Annotated in this window: 22 protein-coding genes; 9 read left to right on the forward strand and 13 right to left on the reverse strand. The window is 41.5% G+C overall.

The window, feature by feature from the left end:
• The first annotated feature begins 14 nt into the window (after nt 1-14).
• Both AB3N61_RS05680 and AB3N61_RS05685 read left to right on the forward strand, forming a co-directional pair.
• The gene (locus AB3N61_RS05680) at nt 15-2,531 is read left to right on the forward strand and encodes a circularly permuted type 2 ATP-grasp protein (RefSeq protein ID WP_367898704.1); all 2,517 of its coding nucleotides are present in this window, start codon (nt 15-17) and stop codon (nt 2,529-2,531) included.
• The gene (locus AB3N61_RS05685) at nt 2,524-3,429 is read left to right on the forward strand and encodes a transglutaminase family protein (protein ID WP_020770914.1); all 906 of its coding nucleotides are present in this window, start codon (nt 2,524-2,526) and stop codon (nt 3,427-3,429) included. Before AB3N61_RS05680 ends, AB3N61_RS05685 begins: the two co-directional genes overlap by 8 nt.
• Before the next feature lie 518 nt (nt 3,430-3,947).
• Here AB3N61_RS05685 and AB3N61_RS05690 read toward each other — a convergent pair.
• Nucleotides 3,948-5,036: an acyl-CoA desaturase gene (locus tag AB3N61_RS05690; RefSeq protein WP_036090559.1), complete on the reverse strand. Its 1,089-nt coding sequence runs from the start codon at nt 5,034-5,036 to the stop codon at nt 3,948-3,950.
• 176 nt (nt 5,037-5,212) lie between these two features.
• On the opposite strand from AB3N61_RS05690, the gene pyrE reads away from it, so the two are divergent.
• A complete protein-coding gene (gene pyrE / locus AB3N61_RS05695) occupies nt 5,213-5,770 on the forward strand; it encodes an orotate phosphoribosyltransferase (RefSeq protein WP_020770947.1) in 558 nt (185 codons plus the stop codon).
• Nucleotides 5,770-6,489, forward strand: coding sequence for a hypothetical protein (locus AB3N61_RS05700; RefSeq protein WP_367898705.1), 720 nt, complete (start codon nt 5,770-5,772; stop codon nt 6,487-6,489). The genes pyrE and AB3N61_RS05700 overlap by 1 nt, the downstream gene beginning before the upstream one ends.
• Here the strand turns inward: AB3N61_RS05700 and AB3N61_RS05705 are convergent.
• The 5 genes from AB3N61_RS05705 to AB3N61_RS05725 form a co-directional block, all read right to left on the reverse strand.
• Nucleotides 6,476-7,429: a hypothetical protein gene (locus AB3N61_RS05705; RefSeq protein ID WP_367898706.1), complete on the reverse strand. Its 954-nt coding sequence runs from the start codon at nt 7,427-7,429 to the stop codon at nt 6,476-6,478. The genes AB3N61_RS05700 and AB3N61_RS05705 overlap by 14 nt on opposite strands.
• A gap of 48 nt (nt 7,430-7,477) precedes the next feature.
• On the reverse strand, nt 7,478-9,985 hold the full coding sequence (locus AB3N61_RS05710; RefSeq protein ID WP_367898707.1) for an ABC transporter permease: 2,508 nt from the start codon (nt 9,983-9,985) through the stop codon (nt 7,478-7,480).
• Nucleotides 9,982-10,689 carry an ABC transporter ATP-binding protein gene (locus AB3N61_RS05715; RefSeq protein ID WP_367898708.1) on the reverse strand — a complete coding sequence of 236 codons (708 nt, stop codon included), beginning with the start codon at nt 10,687-10,689 and terminating at the stop codon, nt 9,982-9,984. The genes AB3N61_RS05710 and AB3N61_RS05715 overlap by 4 nt, the downstream gene beginning before the upstream one ends.
• A 270-nt stretch (nt 10,690-10,959) precedes the next feature.
• Nucleotides 10,960-12,081, reverse strand: coding sequence for a SpoIID/LytB domain-containing protein (locus AB3N61_RS05720; protein WP_020770934.1), 1,122 nt, complete (start codon nt 12,079-12,081; stop codon nt 10,960-10,962).
• 59 nt (nt 12,082-12,140) lie between these two features.
• A complete protein-coding gene (locus AB3N61_RS05725; protein WP_367898709.1) occupies nt 12,141-13,487 on the reverse strand; it encodes a class I SAM-dependent RNA methyltransferase in 1,347 nt (448 codons plus the stop codon).
• Nucleotides 13,488-13,619: 132 nt separating this feature from the next.
• On the opposite strand from AB3N61_RS05725, the gene AB3N61_RS05730 reads away from it, so the two are divergent.
• The 3 genes from AB3N61_RS05730 to AB3N61_RS05740 all read left to right on the forward strand — a co-directional run bounded on the left by AB3N61_RS05730 (nt 13,620) and on the right by AB3N61_RS05740 (nt 15,404).
• Nucleotides 13,620-14,414, forward strand: a complete 795-nt coding sequence (locus AB3N61_RS05730) for a hypothetical protein (protein WP_367898710.1) — start codon at nt 13,620-13,622, stop codon at nt 14,412-14,414.
• Between the two features lie 69 nt (nt 14,415-14,483).
• Nucleotides 14,484-14,885, forward strand: coding sequence for a hypothetical protein (locus AB3N61_RS05735; RefSeq protein WP_367898711.1), 402 nt, complete (start codon nt 14,484-14,486; stop codon nt 14,883-14,885).
• Nucleotides 14,886-14,906: 21 nt separating this feature from the next.
• Nucleotides 14,907-15,404 (forward strand): hypothetical protein, encoded by a 498-nt coding sequence (locus AB3N61_RS05740; RefSeq protein WP_367898712.1) that lies wholly within the window; start codon nt 14,907-14,909, stop codon nt 15,402-15,404.
• A gap of 159 nt (nt 15,405-15,563) precedes the next feature.
• Here AB3N61_RS05740 and AB3N61_RS05745 read toward each other — a convergent pair whose 3' ends face one another.
• Nucleotides 15,564-16,007 carry a hypothetical protein gene (locus AB3N61_RS05745; RefSeq protein WP_008589780.1) on the reverse strand — a complete coding sequence of 148 codons (444 nt, stop codon included), beginning with the start codon at nt 16,005-16,007 and terminating at the stop codon, nt 15,564-15,566.
• On the opposite strand from AB3N61_RS05745, the gene AB3N61_RS05750 reads away from it, so the two are divergent.
• A complete protein-coding gene (locus AB3N61_RS05750; RefSeq protein ID WP_367898713.1) occupies nt 16,006-16,545 on the forward strand; it encodes a hypothetical protein in 540 nt (179 codons plus the stop codon). The genes AB3N61_RS05745 and AB3N61_RS05750 overlap by 2 nt on opposite strands.
• On the opposite strand, the gene AB3N61_RS05755 is transcribed toward AB3N61_RS05750, so the two are convergent.
• From AB3N61_RS05755 to AB3N61_RS05775, 5 genes are all read right to left on the reverse strand, one after another.
• Entirely contained in the window at nt 16,542-17,417 is an 876-nt protein-coding gene (locus AB3N61_RS05755; protein ID WP_367898714.1) for an alpha/beta hydrolase, read from the reverse strand. The two genes, AB3N61_RS05750 and AB3N61_RS05755, sit on opposite strands and share 4 nt — an antisense overlap.
• Nucleotides 17,383-19,419 (reverse strand): DUF4105 domain-containing protein, encoded by a 2,037-nt coding sequence (locus AB3N61_RS05760; RefSeq protein WP_367898715.1) that lies wholly within the window; start codon nt 19,417-19,419, stop codon nt 17,383-17,385. Before AB3N61_RS05760 ends, AB3N61_RS05755 begins: the two co-directional genes overlap by 35 nt.
• An 80-nt stretch (nt 19,420-19,499) precedes the next feature.
• A complete protein-coding gene (locus AB3N61_RS05765; RefSeq protein ID WP_020770949.1) occupies nt 19,500-19,979 on the reverse strand; it encodes a DUF3015 family protein in 480 nt (159 codons plus the stop codon).
• Between the two features lie 11 nt (nt 19,980-19,990).
• Nucleotides 19,991-20,485: a DUF3015 family protein gene (locus AB3N61_RS05770; protein WP_367898716.1), complete on the reverse strand. Its 495-nt coding sequence runs from the start codon at nt 20,483-20,485 to the stop codon at nt 19,991-19,993.
• A gap of 292 nt (nt 20,486-20,777) precedes the next feature.
• Nucleotides 20,778-21,959 (reverse strand): tetratricopeptide repeat protein, encoded by a 1,182-nt coding sequence (locus AB3N61_RS05775; RefSeq protein WP_367898717.1) that lies wholly within the window; start codon nt 21,957-21,959, stop codon nt 20,778-20,780.
• Between the two features lie 75 nt (nt 21,960-22,034).
• Here AB3N61_RS05775 and AB3N61_RS05780 point away from each other — a divergent pair, with 75 nt between their 5' ends.
• Nucleotides 22,035-24,149 (forward strand): sodium-translocating pyrophosphatase, encoded by a 2,115-nt coding sequence (locus AB3N61_RS05780; RefSeq protein WP_020770960.1) that lies wholly within the window; start codon nt 22,035-22,037, stop codon nt 24,147-24,149.
• A 359-nt stretch (nt 24,150-24,508) separates the two neighbouring features.
• Here the strand turns inward: AB3N61_RS05780 and AB3N61_RS05785 are convergent, their stop codons facing one another.
• Nucleotides 24,509-24,994: a GNAT family N-acetyltransferase gene (locus AB3N61_RS05785; protein WP_367898718.1), complete on the reverse strand. Its 486-nt coding sequence runs from the start codon at nt 24,992-24,994 to the stop codon at nt 24,509-24,511.
• Between the last annotated feature and the right edge of the window lie 95 nt (nt 24,995-25,089).

Genomic DNA, 25,089 nt, shown 5'->3' on the forward strand with positions numbered 1-25,089 from the left:
ATGTCTCTCGGAAGATGAATCAGAGAACTTCCCAAGCAGCAAATCTTCTTTCCGGATATACACCTGCTCCTGGAGTCTATGACGAGCTATGCCTCCCCGACGGCAAGTCCAGGGAAAAATACGAATTCTTAATTCGCAGTCTGAATCATTTGGGCGGAGCCGAATTAAGGAGACGCAAAGAAGATAGCCTTCGTATCCTGAAGGAAAGCGGAGTAACGTATAATGTTTACGGGGACGAGAGAGAAAGGGTCTGGGGATTGGATCTTTTTCCTCTTCTCATGGATAGCAAAGAATGGGATGGTATCGAAAGAGGTCTTGCCCAAAGATCCGAACTACTTAATGAAATTCTAAAGGATGTCTACGGTCCTAAAAGATCCTTATACGAAAAAAAAATTCCTCATGAGGTTTTGTTCCAATCCGGAGGTTTTTTAAGAGCATGCGCTCCGGTTTATGATTTTACCAATTTCCGTTTGGCATTTTTGGCAACGGATATCAGTAGGGACAACCAAGGGAATTTTTATGTGATAGGAGATCGAGTCCAGGCTCCTTCCGGTTCGGGATACGCTTTGGAAAATAGGATCGTTCTTTCCCGTATTTTTCCTTCTTTATATCGCGATTCTCAAGTACATAGAGTCGCTTTATATTTCAGAGCATTAAGAAAAACTTTAAATTCATTTTCTCCGAATCGAGATCGGGAACCGCTTACCATTCTTCTAACGCCAGGCCCCGGGAACGAAACCTATTTCGAACATGCATATCTTGCCGGTTATCTCGGTTATATTTTGGCCCAAGCCGAGGACCTGACAGTAAGGGACAATAAGGTATTTTTGAAAACGATAGAAGGTCTGCAGCAGGTGGATGTGATCTTTCGTCGGGTGGATGACTGGTACATGGATCCCCTAGAATTAAAGGGAGATTCTCTTTTGGGAGTTCCCGGTATTTTGGGTGCGGTTCGAGCGGGGAATGTCATGGTTGCCAATCCTATCGGTTCCGGGTTTCTGGAGAATCGGGCCATCCACGCATATCTTCCAAACTTATGTAAATTTTATTTGGGAGAAGATCTAATCCTTCCGAATGTTTCTACTCTTTGGATGGGGGATGAAAATTCCCGGAATGAAGTATTCTCCAATCCTCATAAGTATACGATCAAACCGGCGATCCGTTCTCCTTTGGATTCTTCCGCTTTCCTTTCCACACTTAAGGAAAAAGAAATGTCGGAATTGAGGGCCAGGGTGGAAGCAAGGCCGGAACGTTATGTGGCCCAGGAAATACTCGCCGGTTCCACTTGCCCAATTTTTTCAGGAGATTCCGAGGAACTTCTGATAGGTAAGTCTGTTTTGAGGACTTTTACCTGTCTTTCCGAGAACGGATACACTTCTATGCCCGGAGGACTTGTGAGAGTCTCTCCCAAAGCGGACGAACTGATCATCACTAACCAAAGAGGAGCCATTTCCAAAGATCTTTGGATCTTAGCATCCGAAGAGAAGAAGGAATTCAGTCTTCTTCCCGGACAGATCGGAAGAATACCGATCAAAAGAAAAGGTTCCGGTATACCGAGCAGGGTCGCAGACAATATGTTCTGGATGGGACGTTATGCGGAACGTGCGGAAAATATGACGAGGCTCCTAAGAGAAACGGTACACAAGATTCTGGAAGCGGAAGAATCCTATGAGAAGGAACAGTTCTCCATGTTGCTCGGTATTCTGGACCAACTTTCGGGATATAGTCTTGGATTTTTCGAAACAAACGGATTGGATTCTTTGGATACTATTCGGGAGAAAATATTCCAATTGGCGACTTCTCCTTATGCTTCCGGAAGTATCCGCCACGATCTGAACTTTTTTGTCGGAACCACTAAGGCGGTCCGGGACAGGATCTCAGACGATACACGTTATTTGATCTCCAGGTTGGAATCCGAAGCTCCCGGAAATTCGAGTTACGATGAAGTATTGGAATACCTGCAAAAACTTGTGAATCTGTTCGCTTCTCTTTCCGGACTTGCGAATGAAAGTATGAGTCGTGAAACTGGATACTTCTTTCTGGATATGGGAAAAAGATTGGAGAGAGCACAGTTCTTAGTTAGACTTATACTTTCTACGATGGAAAGAGCTTCCTTGTATAATAAAAGTATGTTCGAAAGTCTTTTGAATGTGAACGATATACGGATCACTTATAGAAGACGTTATAAGTATAGAATAGAAGCGGAATCGGTCGTGGATATTCTGATCTTCGACGAAAGTAATCCGCGTTCGCTTGCATTCCAATTGGAAAGATTGAGAGAGAATACATTATTCTCCTCTTCTGGAAAGGACGAAGAAATTTCCGAAGAGATCCAAAGACTCAGGGATGTTCTCGTCAGATTCGGTGAAGAGGATGCAAAACGTATTTTCGAGTATGCGGATCCTGTAGGAGGGCTTCGCAGATGGCTGGAAGATATCCTTACGCAATTGAAATCGGTCTCCGACGCAGTCGCTACGAAATACTTCCGATATGTGGAAAACCAAGTCAGATTGGGAGGACCTTATGGCTGAGTATTCCGTACGACACCTTACCCATTATACTTATGAGAAGGAAGTTTCTCACTGTTTAAATTTGGCGCATCTTTGTCCTACATCCAATGAGAGACAGATTTGCAGAGAGTTTCGGATAGAAATATTTCCTAAACCTAAATATACGGAATTCAGAACGGATTACTTCGGGAATACCGTATATTCTTTCGCTGTGGAAACTCCACATAATATTTTATCCGTAACTGCTGAGGCGAAAGTTTTTACTTCCGAGCCGGAAAAGAAAAAAGATCGTATCGGGATCTCAGCCTTTGAAATATTACAAAAATTGAAAACCGTTACCGAAAAGGAAGATCTGGAAGCAATGGAATTCGTAGGAGATTCTTCCTTTGTGAGTCGCAATGTTTCTTATAAGAATTTTTTGGAAAAATATCTGCCAATGGACCGTCCCTATCAGGAAGCCGTTTTGGAATATGTAAAACGATTCAGAGAAGATTTTAATTTTAAGGCAGGCAGCACGAATATTTATACACCTTTGGACGAAGTTTTAGAAAAAAAAGAAGGAGTTTGCCAAGACTTCACTCATCTTTCCGTAGCTGCTTTTCGTTCTATGGGTCTGCCTTGCAAATATGTATCCGGTTACATAGAAACGTATCCTCCTCCGGGAAAACCTAAGTTGAGGGGAAGTGATGCAACCCATGCTTGGATCTCCGTGTATTGCCCTGGCGAAGGTTGGTTCGATTTTGATCCTACAAACGGAAAGGCGATCACAGGCGAGTATATTCACACTTCTGTGGGTCGGGATTTTTCCGATGTTTCTCCTTTGAAAGGGATCTTATTCGGAGGCGGGAAACATAAATTGAAAGTAGAAGTGGATGTGTCTCAATTAGGAGATCCTAACGGGGGCGGAAATCATTTCTGACCTGCAGAAATAGAATGTCACAAATAGAGTTTTTTCTCTTCACTACACTGCACAAACCCGAGACAAGGTTAACAAAATAGATCAGTTACAAATGGTTGGATCACTTCCGTAAAGTTCTTTCCGTTGGGCGGCTCCTTCGGACCAGGCTGCTACGGGTTCGCGCATTCGCGCTCATCCGGTAAACCGGACTTACGCCCTTCGCATCCTTGCCGCGGATGTAAAACCTCTGTGATCTTAGTGTCTCTGCGCGAACCGAAAATGTACAAACAAGTTTCGCACAGAGTTCACGGAGCACATAAAGTATTGCACGCAAAGCTGCTAAAGAAAAAAAATGATAAGAAAGATAATGAACATGAATTAGTAAAGCGACAGAGATCGTAGCGTAAATCCGGCGATGCACCATGGCGAATAACACAAGTTACTAAATTAAAAAAGGGTAATGGTGCTTCGCTGATTGGAGCGTAATACGAAAAAAGCCCTCCCGAAGGAGGGCAATGGATCAGGTACTGGGAATAATATCAAACCGGCGCTAGGTCTCCGGAAACGAATCTTTTCCAAGTGTTCAATGCCACCTTGAAATCGGACTTAGCTTCCTTTACGGCCTTTTTGCCGACTTCTTCTTTCACGGATCTCAAATTGATAAGTTTGGCTTGCGTTTCCTGAACGGAATTACGCAGAGCCTCTAATCTTTCTTCGAATCCTTGGCTTAAGGTTTCGGACTTGGATTCCAGTTTTTCACGTAAAGCCTTCTCTTCCATCACCATCTTTTTGCGAAGGATCTGTTCGTCGGAGATAGTCTTTCTATCGCTAGCCAAACCGAAAAATGCGAACGTATCGATGAGCCATTTGGTAGGATCGTAATCGTACCAACGAATACCGTTTCGGTAATCGGCTTGGAACTCATGGTGGAAGTTATGATATCCTTCTCCAAAAGTGAACAAAGCGATAATCCAATTGTCCTTGGCAGTATGTTTGTCGGAGAAAGGTTGAGCACCTTTGTAGTGAGCCAAGGAGTTGATGAAGAATGTCATGTGGTGGTTGATCGCAATTCTTAAAGATCCCGCCAATAACAGTCCGCCTAATGCATCTCCCCAAAGAGCACAAAGAAGAGTGGGGAAAAGAAATCCCATAAAGATTGCGATCGGATAATAATGATCATCTTGGAATTTCACCCATTTGTCTTCGTAAAGATCGTTTACGTTAACTGGGGTTCTGTGATCTCGATTCTCGAATAACCAAAGAATATGAGCATACCAGAAACCTTTTGTGATCGCATAAGGATCTTCTTCCTTGTCTACGTATCTGTGGTGTATCCTGTGATCGGAACTCCATTCGATCACGGATTGTTGGAACGCAGCCGCTCCGAAAAGAATATAAAAAAGTTTTACCGGCAGAGAAGCTTTATAAGCTCTATGCGAAAACAGACGGTGGTATCCCCCGGTGATTGCAAGCCCGGTTGCTGCCGTCATAAATAGATACACAAGCCATGTGTTTAAAGGAATGCCTCTGGTAAATAATAAGGCACCCGTCCCGATAACTCCGATGATCGGAGTCGCAAATAAGAAGATTGTGGTCTTCAACGCGTATTTCTTTTTCGTTTGTTCCATGTCGGTTTTTCCCGTCTTGGTTTTTCTGATAAGAGCGGAATCGGTGGTCCAGGTTGCGAAAAAATTCGGAAATTTAGAATTTTTCCCTTCGGCTCCAATGCGGCTCAAAAATCTGTTTTTTCCTGAGGAGTTTCTACTATCATGGGATTCCGGGCATTGCCCGAGGGAGATCCGCTTTGAGGGAAGAATTGTTTCAACTCATTCAAACCCACGCCTATCGTTTCCGAGAGGAACCTTTCACACTGGCCAGTGGTAAAAAATCCAGGCATTACTTTAATTGTAAGGAAATCACTCTTCATCCGCAAAGATTGGAATTACTTTGTAAGTATATTGTGGAAAAACATCTCCCGGAATCCGGTCTGGACGGGGAAGAGGCCTTTGGAGGTCTCACTATGGGAGCGGATCCTATTTGTTTCGGGATCGCTTTGGAATACCGTAAACATTCCAAGAACGTGTTCCCGTTGATCGTGAGAAAACAAGCCAAGGATCACGGCACCAAAAATTTGGTAGAAGGCGGCGTAAACGCGGTCAAATCCTGTGTGGTCGTGGACGACGTGATCACAACGGGAGGTTCCACCTTGCAGGCGATCAAAAGTTTAAGAGATGCCGGATTGGAAGTGAAAGCATGTATTTGCATTTTAGACAGGGAAGAAGGCGGTAGAAAAGCGATCGAAGAAGAAGGGATCCAGGTTTTCCCTTTGTTTAAAAAATCGGAATTTGGAAGTTTAGAATAATGTCCGTATTTCAATACGATTCTCCCGTTTTTAAGAAAAAATTACTGATCCGAACAGGACTAGTACTTTCTGTTTTCGTAATATTTATCGGAGTCAGTTTCGTTCAGGTGGAATTGGATAAAAGATCCGCATTTCTTTCCATGTATTTGCTCCTGAGCGGTGTACTAATACTGCTTCTTCTAAAAAATTATCGAAGACAGTTAAAAGTATTGGAAGGCGCCAAGGTGGAATTGGATTCTTCTTCCTTAAAACAATGGAACGCGAAAGGCCAATGTATGGAATTCGAATTTCGCGATCTGGATAGTATCGAAAAAGATAGATTTCGAGGTTATGAAAGGATCCTTCTCATCTCCAAACAAGGAACCTATATCCCGATCTTAAATTTGGAGAATATGGATCAGTTCTTAAGCGAGTTAGAAAAAAAATCCGGCAAAAAGGCGAAAGTTTTCGAAGAAGATTCGAAGGTGTTAACCTGGAAAACCCTCATTGCTTTTGTGCCTTCGATCGGTGCGGCAATCGCTTTCGGAAGCGGATACTGGAAGGAAAAACAGGACGCGTTATTTATCGTGTTCATAACGAATGCACTTTTGTTCCTGATCTATTTTCCAAAAGATCGAATGGACACGGGATATTCCGCAAGAAGGAGATATATCTTTATCTTAGTGGTATTGCTGATCGTTTTACTAGCTCGATATTTCGAGTGGATTAATTTTGGATAGAACCCGAATTGGTGATCCCTTTCAGGATATTCATTTTTTTTTGAGCAAGCCTTCTCAGCTCGGTCATCTCTTCCGTAAAATTTTGTAAGATAGGATCCAGATGTATATGGTTTTCCATAGTTTGGATACTATCCCTAACGTATTTTAGATCGTCGAAGTTGACTAACTTTCCTCCTAAGATTAGTTTGCGTACCGTATCGAATTCGTACTTTCTCAAATGGATACGAACTAAAAACTCAACGGAAAATTTAGCAGTAAGCCTGGACCAAGGGCTTTTCGGATTAAAAGCGACTTCGTTAGATGCGACTGCATCAGCCGCTCTTTTAAATCCCAAAGGGGAATTTCCGCTACCCCCGCCCAAAGAAGTTATTTCGTAATCAGGAATATCTCTCGCTACGGTGACAGGGGCCCCGTTCCTTTCCAATAACTCCGACAATAAATTTCTGCGCCTATTATCGTCATAATCGTTGGGGGCAGCGGTGAGAACCCTTTGGTATTCTTCCAACATTACTGCGATATTGATGAACCTTCCCAAGGGAGTATTATTATGTTCTTTGATCTTAGGAAATAATTCTCTGGTGATCTGGAAGGGAGATTTTCTTTTATAATAAGTGGCCTCGTATGCCTTCTCCAGTTTTTTCTCCGCAAATCCTTTCAGCTCCGTGACAATGTTTAGGTCGGCGTAGATATATGCGTCCACTCCCTGGTCTTGGTCCCTGGAATTTTTAGATTGTTCCGGAAGAACGATCTTAATGATAAAAATATAACGAGCTTCTCGGAGCATTTCCAGGATTTGGCGGATTTCGTGCATATCTCTGGAAAAGAATGCGATCATATCCTTCAAAAAAGAATCGGAAGTAGGGATCCGATTGTCCTCCTGCTGATTGATCTTTTTGATCTCTTCGGCAAGTTCCAGGGCAATTTCCAGCTGAGTAGCCATCGAAGGAATAACTTACTTCGGGCTAGCTGGGAATCAAGATAGTTTTCCTCATTCCGGGCTGAGCTGGAAGCTCATTTTTCTCAATATCCGTAGAGGATAGATTGCGGAAATCCAACCCAGGATCGGCGCAAAAATTAGGATGAAGACCGGGGTTTCGGGTAAAAAGGAGAAGGTAAGAGTCCAACCAAATGCGTTCTTATTTACCACGTACAAAATGATAGGAGACATGATAAGAGAAGAGAGGATCCCGAAGAATGCACCGAATCCTGTAAGATAAACCGACTCCGTTTTTAGAATGATACCAAGTTGCTCCTGAGACGCTCCCAAATATTTCAGAAGGCCTAAGATCCTTCGCTTATCGTATAAAGTATGGACCAAGGAGGAAAGTAGTGAAATGACCGAGATCAGAATGGCGGTTGCCTTAAGAGAATCCAAAACTCTGAATACTTTATTGATCTCGAATAGATAAATTTCCCTAAGTTGTGCGGAATCCAGGAGGATTAAGTCCTTGTATTCGGGATCCGACTTTAGAAAATCCAAAATTTTATTTTTGGAATATTCTATCCCGGAAACGTCCGAGTATTCTTTTTTTAAGAAAAGTTTAATGGAGTTTATGGTCTTAACTTCGAAATTTTTTTCGTAGGAACGGATATCCATCATTACCGTTCCCTTTTCCGAAAAAAAATGTTCTTTGATCCCTTTAATATGAAAATTCTTAATACCGAAAGGAGTTTGGGAAACGAGAATATCACCCACTTTCAGTTTTTTTAAATGTGCCATATTCGAAGAAATTAAAATATCGGTTTCTTCCTTTACCTCATTCTCTATTCTTTCCGGCTTGTCCCTATAAACGGAAAAATCGTATGCATGAATGATAAAATTTCCTTTATCGGTATCGAAAGAAGTATTTACCAAAAAACCGTCCAGGTAAGAGCTTACACCTAAATCCCTGATCTTTTCCGGAAGGTCTTTCGGAACTCCGCCGTGGATCCCGGAATGGAAAAATCGATCGTTTATGATCGTAAAGTCGGAAGGATATTCGGAATCCACCCAATCATTCAAAGATTTTTTATAACTATCCGTAAGAATGGTCAGACATAAAACCAAAGAAACCGCGAGCATCACAGTTGCCGCAGTCAAAGTGTTCCTTCCAGGATTTTCTTTTAATTCCTCCAAACCGATTCTGAAAAAAGGAAAACTTTTATCACTTTTATCCAGGATCTTGGACACGCCCGAACTGAATAAGGAAAGTAGATAAGGAAAAGCGAATGTGATCCCGATGGTCACACCTCCCACACCCAGTAAACCGGGCAGAGGAAGCTTCCATGGAGATGGAAGATTAGAAATCCCTAAAGAAGCAAAAAAAATAATTCCACCGTAGATCGCAAGTTTTGAGTTCGGGATCTGTCTTTTTTCTTTTTGGGAATCTCTAAGTATGGAAAGGGGAGGGACCTTACCTGCTCGGATTGCAGGATACACGGAAGAAATGATCGAGCCCAAGATCCCAAGTCCGGCAGCGAGGCTCAAATCGATGAGGGAAATAGAACTATAAGTGGATAATAGGTTTTTATCCACGAGTCCCGACTCTGGACGGAAAAAATCCAAACCGGAGAAGAATATTCCGAATAGGATCCCTAAGACGGTACCTATACTTCCTAACAAAACGGACTGACTTAAAAAAAGAAAAATAGAAGATCTTACATCCAATCCTAAGGTTCTTAATATTCCCAGTTCTCTTTCTCTACTCAAATACAGACCGGTCATTGTATTGGAAACCATGAAGAACGCGATCAAAAGCGAGATAAAAGAAATGATAAGAAGATTTAATTGAAAAGAACGAAGTGCATTCGCCGATTTTTCTTGGATCTCTTCCGAAGTTTCTATTTTGACATTTGAGCCTAAGAACTTTTGTAAACTTTCTTTCGTTCGGGAAAGATCAACTGAAGAGGACTTTAAAAGTAAATAGTCCGCTCCGTCTATATCCGGGATTTTTTCTTGGATCAAAGAAATGTCTTCGATGACCAGAAATCCACCTTCCATATCAACCGGAGTATAATCCTTAAACTCCCAAGTTTTTCCATTTAGTAAAAGAGTGAAAGGTTGACCTTTGAATTTTTCCGATAGAGACTTGGATACATACGTTTTTTCTAATGGACCGGAAGTATCCGATCCATTGTCTATCTTCAAGGGAATTCCTAAATATTCTTTGGTTAGGTCCATTCCTATGTACAAAACCCTTAGATTGTCCGAGGAAATTCCTTCTTTCTGTATCCTGGGTCTAATCGCGGAAATATTTCTTAGATCCGGATGGGACTGTATTTTGGAAAGGATCCGCCAATTAAGGCTTTGCTCGGAGTTACTTGGAGAAATTTTTAAATTAAAATCTCCTTTTAGGTAACCCATGGAAAAATCGATGAGAGATTTTTCCGCCTTATTTGCATTACTTGTAGTGGATAAAAAAAGTCCCACACCCAAGGAAATCCCTAAAAGTGCGAATATGAATCTAGGAAGATGTGTCTTAAAATATTCGTATAGGAATAAGAAGTATAAATTCATACAAGACCCAGGGCAGGATTTTGTTCCGGCAAGATGAGTCCATCCTTCATTTTGAGTCGGACTTTTCCTTTTTCTCCGATCTCCCTATCGTGAGTTACTATGAATAAGGAAAACTTTTCCTTCTCTTGTAGCTCTAATAGAAGTTCCAAAATTTTATGCGCATGATACGTATCTAAATTCCCGGTAGGTTCATCCGCTAAAACGATACTCGGACGTTTTGCAAGCGCTCTGGCGATTGCGACTCTTTGTTGTTCTCCACCCGAAAGTTCGTCCGGTTTATGTTTAAACCTATGAGCCAGATCCACCTTTTCTAAAGCTTCTTTGGCGATCTCTCTCGCCTTGGATTTTCCGAAACCGGAGATATATAGAGGTAAGGCTACGTTTTCTAAAGCGCTTAAGTAAGGAAGAAGGTGAAAGAACTGGAAGATGATCCCGGTCTCGTTCCTGCGATATTCGGTAAGTTCTTGTTCCGTAAAATTGCTAAGGTTTTTTCCGCCGATCCAAACTTCTCCGGAATCTGCTTGGTCAATGCCGGATAGAATATTCAAAAATGTGGATTTACCGGAACCGGATGGGCCCATCAACGTTAAAAAAGTATCCGCAACTTCTAAGTTGATCCCTTTCAGGACCGGGACGTGTTGTTTTCCATTCATATAGGACTTGGTTAAATTTCGGATCAGGATCTTGTTTGTCGGATTCGACATGGTCCTATTTTGCATCCTCTAGGAGAGGAGGCAAGGAAAAGAAGGGCGGTTTCGCACGGAGCTCACAGAGGAGACGGAGCAGTAGTGAGAGAATATAATAGTTTTATATATTTAAAATAAGTTTGAGGACAAACGAAGGTTTCGCACGAAGCTCACAGAGACCACGAAGGAATATCAGGATCTGGGAACTCCAACACCCGACTCCTCTCGGTGCTCAACGTTTCTAAATTAAAAACTCTCTGTGTTCTCCGTGATCTCTGTGCGAAAAAATTACCTAGTAATTCTAGCGAATTCGATTCCTTGGTAATAGTGACGGATGATCTCCGCATAGGTAAAATTCTGTTTCGCCATGCCGAAACTTCCCCATTGGCTTAGTCCCACACCATGACCGGCGCCCATTCCCTTGATCAAAAATCCTTCACTCTCTCTTTTGATACCGAAACGAAGAGACTTCACTGAAGTTCCGAGCAAATTACGGAATTCTTTTCCTTTCATTTTAGAAGTGCCTTGTTTGCCGATCACTTCCAAAAGATCCACTCTACCGGAAGGAGTTCTAGAAAGTACTTGGATGGATTGAATGGAGCCCACACCTAGGGAAGAAAGAGTTTGATCCATTTTATCTTGGTTTACAATTTCTTTCCAAACGAAATTATCCCCGGCTTCATCGAATCTGGAGGCGACGGATTCCAAATACGGAAGCCTTTTTCCTCCCCAAACTTGGTCCGGAGTTTCTGTTCTTCCACCGCTATTGGAATGAAAGAACATATGGATCGGATCGTCTTCATAAACGGCAAGAACACCTTCCGTATCACGAACAGCTTGAGTGGTTCTTGGATTTTCTTTCGTCATACCTGCATACGCTTGTGAATTCACAGTGGATTCCACATCGTACGCCGTATCTTTTTTGTTCAAGATCTCTCTAACTGCATAAGTCCTGGAACAGATCGCTTGCGCTTTTAAAGCCTCTGTCGGCCAGCCTGCAGGAACTTCGGAAGGAACAACGGAATACAAATATTCTTCCAAAGGAACTCTGTTGATCACCAGAATATTGCCGCTTTTATCAGGTTGGAGTAAAATTTCTCCTCTGAACTTTCTTCCTTTATATTCCAGACCAGGATTGTCCGCAACGAAACGGATGGGCGCCTTCAATTTTTTAGCATCAAGAGACACCGCATCGTAAGCACGTTTGATCAGAAGATCGTTCACATCATATACGAAAATTACACCGTCCGCTTTGATCATCAGATCGGATTCAGCCTTACCTAAAAAGACACGGATCTTTTCGGACGTTTTGAGAGCGTTCGGAGAATTCCAAGGACGGATGATGACGGTATTACAGCCCCAAACCGCCAAAATTAAGAATGATAGAATGATGAAAGAAAGTCGTTTCATGGGCACCTTCGGTTTCGTATACCTTTGGTACTTACTATCGAAAAAAAATCGGATTCCCTTCAGCGATTTTTAGGGGAGAAGATGGATACTGCTTCTAAATGAGGAGTCTGAGGGAAGGGGTCGCAAAGTAGGAACTCTTCCATTCGGTAGGATTCTTCCAGGAGTTTTGCATCCCTCAGAAGATTTTCCGGGTTACAGGAAATATAGATAAGTTGGGAAACGGGGTTGGAATTTAAGAAGGTACACAATTCGGGGGAAAGGCCGCTTCTTGGAGGATCTGCGATCACAACGGAATCCTTCCAAGGTAGATTGGCAGAGGACATTTTCTCCAATCCCTTTTTGTGAAACAGGTCGAATGCCAGAAATTCAATCTTTTTGTCCGGGAAAACCTCCTGTAGGAACTCCTCACCCGCGGAAACCGAAGAAGATACGATATCGATCCCTAAGATCCGAGAAAATTTTTCTCCGAATAGAATCGAAAAAAATCCACTCCCGCAGAAAAGGTCGGCAAGATTTTCCGCACGGACAATTTTAGATTTAATAAATTCTAAAATTTTTATGAACTCTTTCGGGTTCGGTTGAAAAAAACCGTCAAAAGGAATTTTGAATTTTTTACCCCAGATCTCTTCGATAAGATAAATATTTCCCCGGATTGCGATCGCTTCTCCCGATGCGGAAATTTCTCCTTTTTTGCGGTTGAAACAAAATACTATATTTTTCGCGCTTAGGACTTCTAACGCCTTTTCCGCAACTTTCCGCATCAGATCTTCGTTTTTGAAATCTTCCGTGAAAGTAAGAATACTCATGGAGTCGTCATGGAAAACCGATTTGCGAAGAGTAAAATATTTCAGGTAACCTGATTCTTTTTTGCGGTCATATTCCAAATCAGGAAAACATTCTAAAAGTTTTTGAAAAAGTGGCATTTCCGAATTTGCCCAGTCCGTTTGGATGGAACAGTTCCTTATCGGCACGATCTTTCTAAAATTTCCGGACATTCTTAATCCGACGATTCGACCGGGAAAAACTGCAAAATCCATACGATTCCGGTAAGAATAAGAAGAATCCGCAGGAGAAACAGATAGTCGGCTCGGATTAAAATTTTCTAATCCGTTTAAGATCGGCTCGGTTGTTAATTTGAATTGTTCCGAATAGGGCAGGTGTTGGCCGGAACATCCTCCGCATTCTCCAAAACTTGCACATTGAGGAGCAGAGATCCTCGGCTCTAGATGAGTAGGATCCCATTTATAGAATACTTTTCTTTTTCCGAATTTGTATACGTTATATACGTCTCCAGGAAGCGAATAAGGGATTTCTATTTTTCTTTCCTTTATGAAAAAAAAACCTCGAAGATTGGGAGAAATGCCCTCAACTTTTTTGTTGATATGAATAATTGAGTCCGGTAGCATAATTTTCAAAAAGGTTGAAAGTTCATTTTCACTAGTTTTCCAAATAGGGGCTTGTGTACGTATTATTTTTTATGAAATAATTGTGGAAACTTCTTGTAAATTGGGGTTATCAGATAATCTCCATTTAATCTTATGAAAAAAATCGTTTTAGTAGTATATTGCTTATTTTTGGGTTTTTGCTCCGGTGGAAGATACGAAATTTATTCAAAAACCGGAACTTCTCCCGATCTAAATGGAGCAAAAATTGACCTATATAAACCCTTATTCTTAAAGGATATTGCAGGTTTTAAAACGTCAGAAAGTGCATATTATAAAAATGCTTACCTTGGATTTATTTCCTTTTCCGGTGGTTTGATAAGAGTTAAAACTGCTCTGGGAGATCAAGTTAGCACAAAGACAATTTCCTTCGAGAGCGAAGCTATGTTTCGCGAGCTTGCGGAAGACGCGATACAGAAATATTTCCGAGAAAAACTTCTTTCAAAAAATATAAATTACAAGGAATCACAACATAGCCTTCCTGAAAAAAATTGGAAGATTACATCTAAGCCTGTGTATATTTTAGACAAGTATTCAGGCACTGAAAATATCAATCTACCCCAAATGGAATATATCTATAATCTCTCCATTTCAGACACTGAATTGGAAAAAATTTCTGCAGATTATTTACTTATCCCTGTCGTAGAACGTTTTTATGTGCATAATGCAGGCTGGTTTATGGGACAAGACTGGGGATGCCAGGCTGGAGTACGATTCGCTTTAAAATATTTAATTTTTTCTAAAAAAGCAAAGAATATTATATACTCCTTTGGGCTGGAGCAGAGAAGAATCGAATCAAAGCGTTCGATTTATAATGTGAGTGAAGTAAATATTTATTCAAATGAAATTATAGAGAATACGTTAGATTCGTTATTGCAAAATTTTCCATAATTTTTTTTTTTACTTGCTGGTTGTTCTCTTTCCAACCGAAATGGTTCCCATTATTTTGAGAGGAGTATTATGAAAAAAAATATAGCAATTGGATGTTTGCTGACAGCTGCGTTTCTTGCAAATTGTACTTATCAAGTAAAAAGTACACCGCAAATTTATACTGACGACGTAACTTTAGCTCCGGCAGACTATACCGTTCTTGGTGAGACAAGTGGAAAATCCTGCGGTGGAAACATTTTCGGGATTTTTAGACATGGTAATACAAGCAAATACGGCTCAGGTCTATTGACTTTAGATTTCGTTACCGAAAACGCTTATTATGATGCATTGTCAAAATTAGAAAATGCAACTTACATCTTAAATCCTAAGATCGAAGAAACTGGCACCAATTATCTGATCTATTCAGATCGTTGTGTAACTATTAAAGCTCGCGGAATCCAACTGAAAAACGGACCAGTCGGAAGCAAGTAAGTTTCAATAACGGATAATTCTATGAAAAAATTAACTGTTTTTGTTACTTTAATTGTTTTTGCATTTCTTTCCACAGCATGTTCTTACGCTACCAAAACTATGGTTGGCTCCCAAACTTATCATTTAAGATTAGCCAAAGCTGATTATAAATTGGGACCGGAGACTTCGGGGAAAGCTTGCTCAGGAGACTTAAGCGTCTTTGATAAGAATAAGGCATACGGGATGAAGCCTGGATCTATTTCATCTTTCTCGGCTTGGAATGTTTTTGAAATATACCTTTCAGTTATTACATTTGGTATATATTACATTTTGGTAGTGGATGGAAGAACTCCTGGCGAAGGCGCATACAGTAGGACGTATTCTGCAGCAATGTATGATGCATTGAAAAAGACAGAAGGTGACGTTCTTCTAGATGTAAAATATAACTATGTAAAAGAAGGATGGTTCTCTGAGTGTTACACAGTGACCGGACGTTCTGCTACTGTAATCGGACCTGCTCCTGGACCTTATATATACTAAGATTTAAGGTTTAGTAGTAAATAAAAGGCCGCTCTTTTTGGGGCGGCTTTTTTATGTGTGCATATTGCTTTTTCTTTTTCCTAATGTACCTTCACCTCTTAGGTTGGGAAGAAGGTTTTCAATCTCTAAAACTCCGAAAGGTTCCTGATCAAACATGGATTAAGGACGAATGTCTATATTCTCCAGGCCTTGGTTGGTAAATATCTCTTCGTATTTGCTGATATAAGGAGCTTCTTTTTCGATCCTTTCTTCGATTGCCATAGAAGCGACTCCTGTTTCTCCATACTCTTGAAGAAAATCCCTTCTGGCCATTCTGTGAATAAGCTCGTCCCAGAATAATTCGTTATCGTAATCGGAGATGATATCGAATATATCCGTTTGGTCTTCGAATTTGCGAGTAGGGAAATACACATCGTCAGCGGCATCGTAGTCCACGAATTCCTGCTTCCCAAAATCTTTTGCAAAGGAAAGTATGTATTGCTCGAGTTCGGCGTAGGAATTTAACTCCTCGTCCCCTTCGTTAAAAGCATTGATCATCCAACTGGAGATCGCGATGGATTTTAGTAAGGTTTCGTACTGCTCGGGTGTGAACTCAATTTTCATGAAAAATCCTCGAATTAGGGTCAATTTTAACCGTAGAGCCCAAGGAGCTACCAGATTTTTTCAGAGGGTTGCCAACTTTAGGCCCTTCTTAATTTGTATTTGCCTGGTCTTAGGATTCGGGTCTTGCACAAGCTCTCAGAGATTCGATCAACTGAAAAAAGCGAAAGAGGATCAAGCCTTGGTATATGTGCTTAGGCCGCAGAGAGAAGCTCAGTCCTTATTCACCTTTCGTATCGAATTGTATCGATATTCCGGATCTTTTAAAGAAGGGAATAGAGTATTATTCCAAAAATTCGGATTGGATTCCGGCGAATATAAGGTCTTGGAGCTTGCTCCCGGATTTTATACGTTAAAATGTAGGGACTTCGAAAAAGTATTTTTCGCAAAGGAAGGTAAAGTAATCTTCTTATCTATAGAACTTTATAATACAGGTAACTTCTCTTTACCGGAATTATTTATCCAAGAACCTAAACCGGAAGAGGCACTTAGATCTTTATTGGAAGGTAAAAGAATGTACTGGTTCCCTTCCGAAAACTAAGGAGTCCAATGAGAGACCAGTTCTTCCAGGAATTTTAGGAAATTTTTTGCTCCGTCGGATCTGCCCATTCCCATCCAATCTAAGTGTCCACCTCCTTTGATCTCCCAGAAAATTTTTGGATCCTTCGCTTTTTGGAAAAGTTCCATCCCGTTCGGATAGGAAACGATCTGGTCCTCTGTTCCATGCACGACCAATAGTTTTACCGGAGAAATTTGATCCGCTACTTCTCCCGGACTTAAGTGATCCGAGAAGAAGAACCCGACCAATTGCCCTATCGGAAAGAAAAACACCCTCTCTGCCACCGTTTTAGCCACATGAGAATAATACGCGAAAGTCCCGTCGCCGACTACGAGTAATAATCCCTCTTTGTTTTGTATTTCTCCGACGGCTCGTATTGCAAGCGCTCCACCCATACTTTGTCCGTAAACAATCCAAGGAATGCCCAGTTCTTTTGCCCTGTTTTGTTGGAATTTCAGAATTTCTTTAGAATCTTCTAATATAGATTCCTTTTCCGCTTCTCCTTCCGAATCTCCGTAACCTCTATAGTCCCAGATCACTAATTCGTAACCTTTTTCCACAAGCCATACAAGACTGATATAGTGGCTGGACATATTGTCTCCATTGCCATGGAACTGGAGAATGCTCGCTTTCGCTTTTACCCTAGAAGGTTTGAAAATCCAAACTTTGATATTTGTGCCGTCTTTCATCTGAAGAGAAATTTTTTCGGGCCGAAATCCCATTTTTTCTGGAGAGATATACATTTCCCTGGTAGGGTAGAATAACATAGAAGAACAACTGCCCGATAAAAATAGAATAAGAATGGAATAGTAGAAATATTTAAAATTGATACACATAGGAGAAGCTAGCTTCATTATAATTCCTTTGGGCTTTTGCCTCTAACCTCAATTCATGATTGGCATGGATCGCATAACGAAACCCTAATTGTGCCTTATAATCGTCCGGGATCCCGTAAACGGAAAAAGTATAATAATGCAAAGACAAGACCGCCTTAAAAATATCAAAATTGGCGATCCAATAAGTCGCGATCTGAGGAGCCACAATTGCATTCGTATCGTACTTACCATTATACCTTACTTTTGCACCTGCTTGTGCGGAGAATAAAAACCGTTTTGGCCCCTCCGAAAATTCGTCCTGGAAACTATAACCGAAAGTAGTCTCTAAATTTGCGTTTGTGACTCTTTCATATTTTTCGGATCGGGAGATCTCGTCCAACCGATAGAGCGTATACGACAGATCTTCCGGTCGGAGGAGTGCCTGCCATTCCAGAAGTTTTCTATCTTCTTTGTTCCTGTTTTTTTCATAAACGGAAGAGTCCGCACCCGAATCCACAAAATAAGAAACGGAACGACCTAATGAATTATAAGGAGTTAAGGATAACATGCGGATGATATGAAATTCTTCCAGATGTAGTTTTTTTGAATCCTGATAATACCTTGCCTTGAGAGAAAAATAATCCACGGAAGAATTCGGGATATAACCTTGGTCCGTATTCAATAGATCGTGGACTGCCGCTCTATAACCGAAACCTAAAAAATTTCCCAGATTGGAAGTCCCAACTTCATTATACAATGCCGAACTTCCGTGACCTATATGGGGGCTCTGGGTAATGGGAGAATATCCGGAATCATCGTAGTCGGTCGGGAGTTTGCTCCTGAACAAAAGTAATTGTTTGTAAGTTTGGTCCCATTCTTTCGGAGAATTTCCTTCCGCTTTTTTATAACGGAAAGAATCCAGGATCGTATCCGAAAGAAAAGAAGTCCTAATCTTAGGATCGGGTTCCTTATTCGTCAAAAGGGAAATATTGGCATTCTTCATTACATTTTCATAAAGATCCCTTTCTTCTTCGTTCATTTTCCTGAGTTTTTGGATAATTTTACTATGTAGAGAAGGCCGATATTTGATCTCTTTAACAAGACCGGCCTGCTCTAGGTATTTTTTAACGGTATCTCCCGGGATCACAAAAGGTGCTTTGTCCCGAAGGTAAAGACTTGGTCTCGCTACTTCTATCAAAGAAAATAGATGATAGGAACAGTTCTCATCCAGAAAATAATAATCGAATGTGGCCGCTCCCAGTTCCCAGAGATGCCTTGTCATTCTTTTGACTTCTTCCTCTTTTAGGTCCAGTTCGTATTCCCAAAGATCCCTGCTTTCGATATCATTATATTCCGCAATTTTAACATAGTAAGGAAATAAGGAGAATGTTCCGGGATATCCGCCGAACAAACCCAAAATAGAATACACGATCGCATTTGTAGACTCAGGGTCCGCGTTTGCGGCATAGTTCACGGAATATTCTAAAATTTCTTTCCGATTCGGATCTCCTGAATCCAATTTTAAAAGGGTATGACCGAAGATGGAAGCGGGGGCATTCATATAATAGGAAGCGAATATGATCTTTGCTCCTTTCGGGTTCAAGGTAGCGAACCATTTTTCGAATCTGGAACAATCTACTTCTGTAAAGTCCTGATCCGGAATGGAAAGTTTCTCTTGGATCCATCTTTTTCTTTCCGGAAATTTACACGATGGATGCATCCAATTTTCGTCTCCAGACGGAGGTGAGGCTGGCGTCATAAACGCTTCAATGGCGGAGAGTAGCTCACTTTTCGGATTGTTTCTTCCCTCCTTGGAAAGAAAAAAAGAAGAAGAATCCGCTTCGCTTACCCAGTTGCCGAAAGTTGTCTTAGAATAATGTAATAGAAGGATCCAATATCTTTCTTCCCAAAGTTTTTTGACCTCTGCTAATTTTTGGTATTCTAGGATCTTTTTCGTGTCCGTCGCATAAGCAGAGCTGAAAGTTCCGAAGAGGGAGAATAAAAAGAATATTATAAAAAAAGAACGGAGCCTAGTTAGCACTTAGAGTTTTAGATTTTCAGAATATTCCCTTCTCCTTTGGGGAGAAGGGAATTGAACCTTAGAATATAAGGTGTGTATGATCAGATTTTGCAACTACCGACTAAAGCGGAGTTGTTTGCTACTTCGAATCTCATTTTTTCCAAAAAGGAATCCGGAGTATTTTGGTCGAAAAGTGCGGAGAATTTCTCTTTTCCTACTTTTCCGAATGTTCCCGTATCGGAGCAACCCATCAAAGAAGCGAAGGCTTCCATTTTTTCACCGGAACCTTTCGCAAATTCCTGCTCCAAAGATTGGAAGTTCATGTGAACGAAGATTTGTTGTTCGACTTGTTTTTGAGTGAAACCGCTCGTTTCGCAATTCAAAGTTCCAGTAGAAATCCCGAAACTTTGGTTTAAAACGGTTCCATTTACGGTTGCCGCGATTACTTGGTGAACTTTTTTATTTTCCGTAATAACAACGGATCCCAAGCCGCATCCTGCAGCACCGTGTTTAGCGGAAGCCACATAAAATGGGGAAGCTACTAGAGCGAGAAATAGAGATACTGATAATATTCTTTTCATGAGTTATCTCCTTAAATTTTGCAGCTTTTAGAGAGTGCTGCGTCTTTTCTGATCCCGTCTTTTACTGCGCTGAGTAAAGAGGAAGGTGTGGTTTCCTGAGTATACAATACATCGAAATTGGATTTTGTGTATTCTCCCAATTGTGCGGTTCCGTTTGTGGAACAACCTAGAAGTCCCGAAAGAGCTTCTAATTTTTCCCCTTTTCCTTGTGCCATTTCAGCTTCCAAAGAATTAAAATTGAGGGAAACGAATACTTCTTGAACTTTTTCCTTTTGAACCAGTCCGTCTGTTGCACAACCCAAAGTTCCGGTTGAAATTCCGAAAGATTGGTTGATCGAAGTACCGTTTGTAGTTGCTGCTAAAATTTGGAGACCACCTTTGTTTTCTTTAAAAACCAGAGACCCAAGGCCGCAACCTGCTACACCGTAGTCTGCGGCGGAGACCGAAATTCCCGAGGACAAGCAGAGTAAACCGACTAATCCTATCGATAGAAGTTCTTTTTTCATAAGCGAACCTCTCCTTCCTTTTTAGTTGGAAAATAATTGAATTGCCCAAAAGGGATATGTCAACTAGAATAAGTTTATATACGTTGTTCTGAAAAGTTTTTTCTTGGATTTTTATTGAGATTAGGAGTAGTGTCATAAAATATTTTTTATGCCGATGCGAAAATTCAGAGAGATGATTGTATTTTTTAATACGTAAATTTTTTTAAAAAGTTTTTCATTGGATCAATGAAAGTTCATTAAGTTTTCTGCATGTTCCTTTGGACTTCTTTTAGGAACGGGATATGACACAAACTTATTCCATTTCCGCTAAAGAATATCCCGTTTCCAAATAAAACTGGAAAGTTTTGTCCAGGCTATAAGGTCCCGCATATCTGGAAAGATCCTTCTCCAGTTCTTGGGCCTTTAGATTTTTATACATGTCCTTCCATTCTTTGGAAATGATGAGAGCCGATTCTTCAGGTTCCGTTTCCGCTACGGATCGGAGGGCGAATGCCAATACTTCCCAACTGAAAGAAGAATGTTTGAGAAGTACGTTCCATTCTTCAAGGCTTGGACTTTTTTTTGTGCGGATGATCTCTTCTAATAATTCCGTTCCTAAAATCCCCGAGTCCGATCCTATTTGTATATAATATCTTCGTAAAGGAAGAAGATAGTCCTTATCCGGGAAAATATTTTTTCTGAGAGAAAGTAAGAGCGCTCTTCTTGCGAACGCAGCGGACTCGAGGAATCTTCTCTGGTCCAGATATTCCATACTTAAAATGTGATGAAAGATCGGTTCGTCTCTGAAGATATTTGCTCTTTCCAGTAGTCCTTCTTCATATAGATTGGAATCTTTGGATTTATAAGATAAAATACAAAGTCTATGTAGGCTTTTGTTTCTGGGGAAGTAGGGTAGGAATCTTTTGCATCTTGCGATAGAGTCGTCTATCTTTCCCGCTTTCTGGAAACCGGAGATCTCATCTAATAGAGCTTGTTCTTCCGCTTGGTAAGGGTTGGTTGATTCTAATTCTTTTAAAGCGGCTTTATAATATTCAATATCTCCGATTCTCGAAGACCAGAGTAATGTTTTGTATCTGAGTTCCCTATTTTCCGGATCGCGGGACAATAATACCCTGGCGGTGTTTAGCGCTTTGTCCGGGAATCTGAGCGAATCATACAGTTCGGTCATTTCTTCCAATAATTTGGTTTGGTCCGGATTTAATCTTAGGCTTGTTTCGTAACTTTTGAGCGCTTCTAATTCTTCTCCTTTTCCTTTTTGGGATTTTCCTAAAATCCAATAGTAACGGAAGTCTCTAGGCTCTCCTGTCTCGTCGGCGATCTGTAATTTTTCTAATGCTTGTTGGTATCTGCCTCTTGCCGCTTCTTCGCCTGCCTGCTGGATCAGCTCTTCCCAAGAAAAGGTTGAACTCAAGGCCAGGACCGATTTTATAGTGCAAATAACTAGAAAGAACCAAATGGAAAGTGTACGTCTCATATTAACTTTGGCAAACACAGGTCCCATCTTTTTAAACCATCGGAAATTTTAAAAAAAAACAAGAGGTTTCCCTGAATGAATTCGGTAACCATTATTCTGGCTTTTGCCTTCCTGGCTATTTTGACCGCCGTAGTATACGCATTGAAGGTCACCAGGATCCAAATCGGAACTGAGGGCGGAAAGGATAACGAATCCAAGAAATTGATCGAAATTTCTTCCGCAATCTCCGAAGGCGCTATGGCCTTTCTCGTGAGAGAATACAAGACCATTTCTCTCTTTATTGCCTTTATGGCAGTTCTGATCTTCTTCCTTTTGGACAATCCGGAAACTCCGGATTTTAACGACGGGTTGTTTACTGCGATCGCCTTCGTTGCAGGGGCCCTAATCTCCTGTCTTTCCGGCTTTATCGGTATGAAGATTGCAACCATCGGAAACGTTCGTACCGCACAAGCGGCGAAAACTTCCATGACCAAGGCTTTCCGAGTCGCTTTCGATTCCGGTGCGGTAATGGGATTCGGACTGGTTGGTCTTGCCGTTTCCGGCATGATCGGGCTTTTCCTGCTATATACTCATTTATTCCAAAATGTAGGAACTCTTTACCTTATGGAAGCTCTGGCCGGTTTCGGTCTTGGGGGTTCCGCAGTGGCTCTTTTTGGAAGAGTGGGTGGGGGAATTTATACCAAGGCTGCAGACGTTGGTGCTGACTTAGTTGGTAAGGTAGAAAAGGGAATCCCTGAGGATGATCCTAGAAACCCTGCGACTATCGCCGATAACGTAGGGGATAACGTGGGTGACGTTGCCGGTATGGGGGCAGATCTTTTCGGTTCTTGTGCTGAAGCTACTTGTGCCGCTCTTGTAATCGGTGCAACTGCAACCGCTCTTTCCGGCAATACGGATGCTCTTTTATATCCGCTTTTGATCTCCGCGTTCGGGATCCCGGCTTCTCTTTTGACTTCCTTCATCGCTTCCGTGAAAGAGGGGGGAAATGTGGAGAAGGTCCTAAAGATCCAACTTTGGGTCTCTACATTACTCGTAGGTGCGATCATGTATTTTGTAACCGATAAATACATGGTGGATTCTTTCGAGATCGCCGGCAAAACGATCGGTAAATGGAACGTATTCATTTCATTGGTTGTAGGTTTATTCTCCGGAATGTTCATCGGTCTTATCACTGAGTATTACACTTCTCATTCTTATAAGCCTGTGAGAGAAGTAGTTGAGGCTTCCAAAACTGGAGCTGCTACAAATATTATTTACGGTCTAGCTTTAGGGTACCAAAGCTCCGTAGTTCCGGTCGTATTACTCGTTATTACTATCGTTACGGCGAATATTTTGGCAGGAATGTATGGGATTGCAATCGCCGCCCTCGGGATGATCTCTACGATCGCAATCGGTTTGACTATCGACGCTTACGGTCCGGTTTCGGATAATGCTGGCGGGATCGCTGAGATGGCTGAACTCGGAAAAGAAGTTCGTAATCGGACAGATACATTAGATGCGGCCGGTAATACCACTGCAGCCATCGGTAAAGGTTTTGCGATCGGTTCTGCGGCTTTGACTTCTCTTGCGCTATTTGCTGCGTTCATTACCAGAACTAAAACTTCCGGCTTGGATATCTTAAACGCGGAAGTTTTCGGCGGATTACTTTTCGGAGCTATGCTTCCGTTTGTTTTCACCGCTATGACCATGAAATCGGTTGGTAAAGCTGCCGTAGACATGGTGGAAGAAGTTAGAAAACAATTCCGCGAGATCCCTGGGATCATGGAAGGAAAAGCTAAGCCTGATTACAAAAGATGTGTGGATATTTCCACGACTGCGGCTCTTCGAGAAATGATCCTTCCCGGACTTCTCGTTCTTTTAACTCCTATCGTTGTAGGTTACTTGTTCGGAATTAAATCTTTAGCAGGTGTATTAGCCGGTGCATTAGTGGCAGGTGTGGTTCTTGCAATCTCTTCCGCAAACTCCGGCGGCGGTTGGGACAACGCTAAAAAATACATCGAAAAAGCTGCGGGTGGAAAAGGTTCCGACCAACATAAGGCTGCTGTTGTTGGAGATACCGTAGGCGATCCTTTGAAAGATACTTCCGGTCCTTCTATCAATATTTTGATCAAGTTGATGGCGATCACAAGCTTAGTGTTTGCGGAATTTTTCGTGCAACACGGTGGATTACTTCTTCGCTTGTTCCAATAAGAAATTTCGTTTTCACGCAAAGGCGCTAAGTTGCAGAGGATTCTCTGGGCCTAGCGCCTTTTTTATTTTAAGTTCGCACGGAGAGTTCACGGAGAAGTCAGAGGGAGAGAGCTATTTGCGATGTTGGAATTCCTACATGGATTTAAAGAGGACGATTTTATTGACAGAACTAGGATTTTGTGATTAAGAGAATGGGCTCTCCCACGAGCCACTCCCCCCAAATCCCAATGCAGGGCGGGGGCGATCTTTGCTTTCTATGTTGGAGTTCCTACATTCAAGGCCGCATGCTACGTATCTTATCTCCGCAGCTTCGTGGCTCTGCATGAGAATAACGCTGCGCCTCTTTTAACTCTGCGTCTTCACTTCACTGATTTCCTAAATCTCACATAAAACGGATCGAATCCCATCTTCTTCCAGAATTCCACAGCTCCCTTGTTCTCTGAGATCGCTCTCAATTCTACCGCTAAGATCCCTTTTTCTTTTGCGTAACGAAACGTTTCTTCGACGAGAGGTTTCATATAACCGGACTTTCTTTTGCCTTGTTTGGTAACTGCCAAGTCTATGAATAAATTTTTCTCCTCAATGAGATACGGTTTTTCTTCTACTCTAGCAATGAGAAGGGAGACTAGCTCTTCTCCTAAAAACCCGCCGATGAATAATACTTTGTCTGTAGCCCGGAGTTTTAGATAAATATCCACCATTTTAGCGGCCGCTCTAGGGCGGATCTTGAATAATCCGTCTAAAGGGAGTTTATTGACCATTCTAAAAAATTGATTTACCAATTCAATGGCAGCCTCCCTATTTTGGGGGAGAATGGACCTTATCTCCAAAACTTTTTCAGACATTAAAATAAAACTTTGCAAATGACCGAAGTTTGTGGAGTATTTTTTATTGTAATCGAAGGGAACTTTTTCTTCTTTTTTCAAATAAGTAAAAAAAG

The organism is Leptospira sp. WS58.C1, assembly GCF_040833995.1.
GTDB classification, from domain to species: domain Bacteria; phylum Spirochaetota; class Leptospiria; order Leptospirales; family Leptospiraceae; genus Leptospira_B; species Leptospira_B cinconiae.

Bases quoted from the DNA above. Each gene is read 5' to 3' on its own strand.
- AB3N61_RS05680 (WP_367898704.1), top strand. From the start codon at position 15: ATGAATCAGAGAACTTCCCAAGCAGCAAATCTTCTTTCCGGATATACA.
- AB3N61_RS05685 (WP_020770914.1), top strand. From the start codon at position 2,524: ATGGCTGAGTATTCCGTACGACACCTTACCCATTATACTTATGAGAAG.
- AB3N61_RS05690 (WP_036090559.1), bottom strand. From the start codon at position 5,036: ATGGAACAAACGAAAAAGAAATACGCGTTGAAGACCACAATCTTCTTA.
- AB3N61_RS05700 (WP_367898705.1), top strand. From the start codon at position 5,770: ATGTCCGTATTTCAATACGATTCTCCCGTTTTTAAGAAAAAATTACTG.
- AB3N61_RS05705 (WP_367898706.1), bottom strand. From the start codon at position 7,429: ATGGCTACTCAGCTGGAAATTGCCCTGGAACTTGCCGAAGAGATCAAA.
- AB3N61_RS05710 (WP_367898707.1), bottom strand. From the start codon at position 9,985: ATGAATTTATACTTCTTATTCCTATACGAATATTTTAAGACACATCTT.
- AB3N61_RS05715 (WP_367898708.1), bottom strand. From the start codon at position 10,689: ATGTCGAATCCGACAAACAAGATCCTGATCCGAAATTTAACCAAGTCC.
- AB3N61_RS05720 (WP_020770934.1), bottom strand. From the start codon at position 12,081: ATGAAACGACTTTCTTTCATCATTCTATCATTCTTAATTTTGGCGGTT.
- AB3N61_RS05725 (WP_367898709.1), bottom strand. From the start codon at position 13,487: ATGCTACCGGACTCAATTATTCATATCAACAAAAAAGTTGAGGGCATT.
- AB3N61_RS05730 (WP_367898710.1), top strand. From the start codon at position 13,620: ATGAAAAAAATCGTTTTAGTAGTATATTGCTTATTTTTGGGTTTTTGC.
- AB3N61_RS05735 (WP_367898711.1), top strand. From the start codon at position 14,484: ATGAAAAAAAATATAGCAATTGGATGTTTGCTGACAGCTGCGTTTCTT.
- AB3N61_RS05740 (WP_367898712.1), top strand. From the start codon at position 14,907: ATGAAAAAATTAACTGTTTTTGTTACTTTAATTGTTTTTGCATTTCTT.
- AB3N61_RS05750 (WP_367898713.1), top strand. From the start codon at position 16,006: ATGAAAAATCCTCGAATTAGGGTCAATTTTAACCGTAGAGCCCAAGGA.
- AB3N61_RS05745 (WP_008589780.1), bottom strand. From the start codon at position 16,007: ATGAAAATTGAGTTCACACCCGAGCAGTACGAAACCTTACTAAAATCC.
- AB3N61_RS05755 (WP_367898714.1), bottom strand. From the start codon at position 17,417: ATGAAGCTAGCTTCTCCTATGTGTATCAATTTTAAATATTTCTACTAT.
- AB3N61_RS05765 (WP_020770949.1), bottom strand. From the start codon at position 19,979: ATGAAAAGAATATTATCAGTATCTCTATTTCTCGCTCTAGTAGCTTCC.
- AB3N61_RS05770 (WP_367898716.1), bottom strand. From the start codon at position 20,485: ATGAAAAAAGAACTTCTATCGATAGGATTAGTCGGTTTACTCTGCTTG.
- AB3N61_RS05775 (WP_367898717.1), bottom strand. From the start codon at position 21,959: ATGAGACGTACACTTTCCATTTGGTTCTTTCTAGTTATTTGCACTATA.
- AB3N61_RS05780 (WP_020770960.1), top strand. From the start codon at position 22,035: ATGAATTCGGTAACCATTATTCTGGCTTTTGCCTTCCTGGCTATTTTG.
- AB3N61_RS05785 (WP_367898718.1), bottom strand. From the start codon at position 24,994: ATGTCTGAAAAAGTTTTGGAGATAAGGTCCATTCTCCCCCAAAATAGG.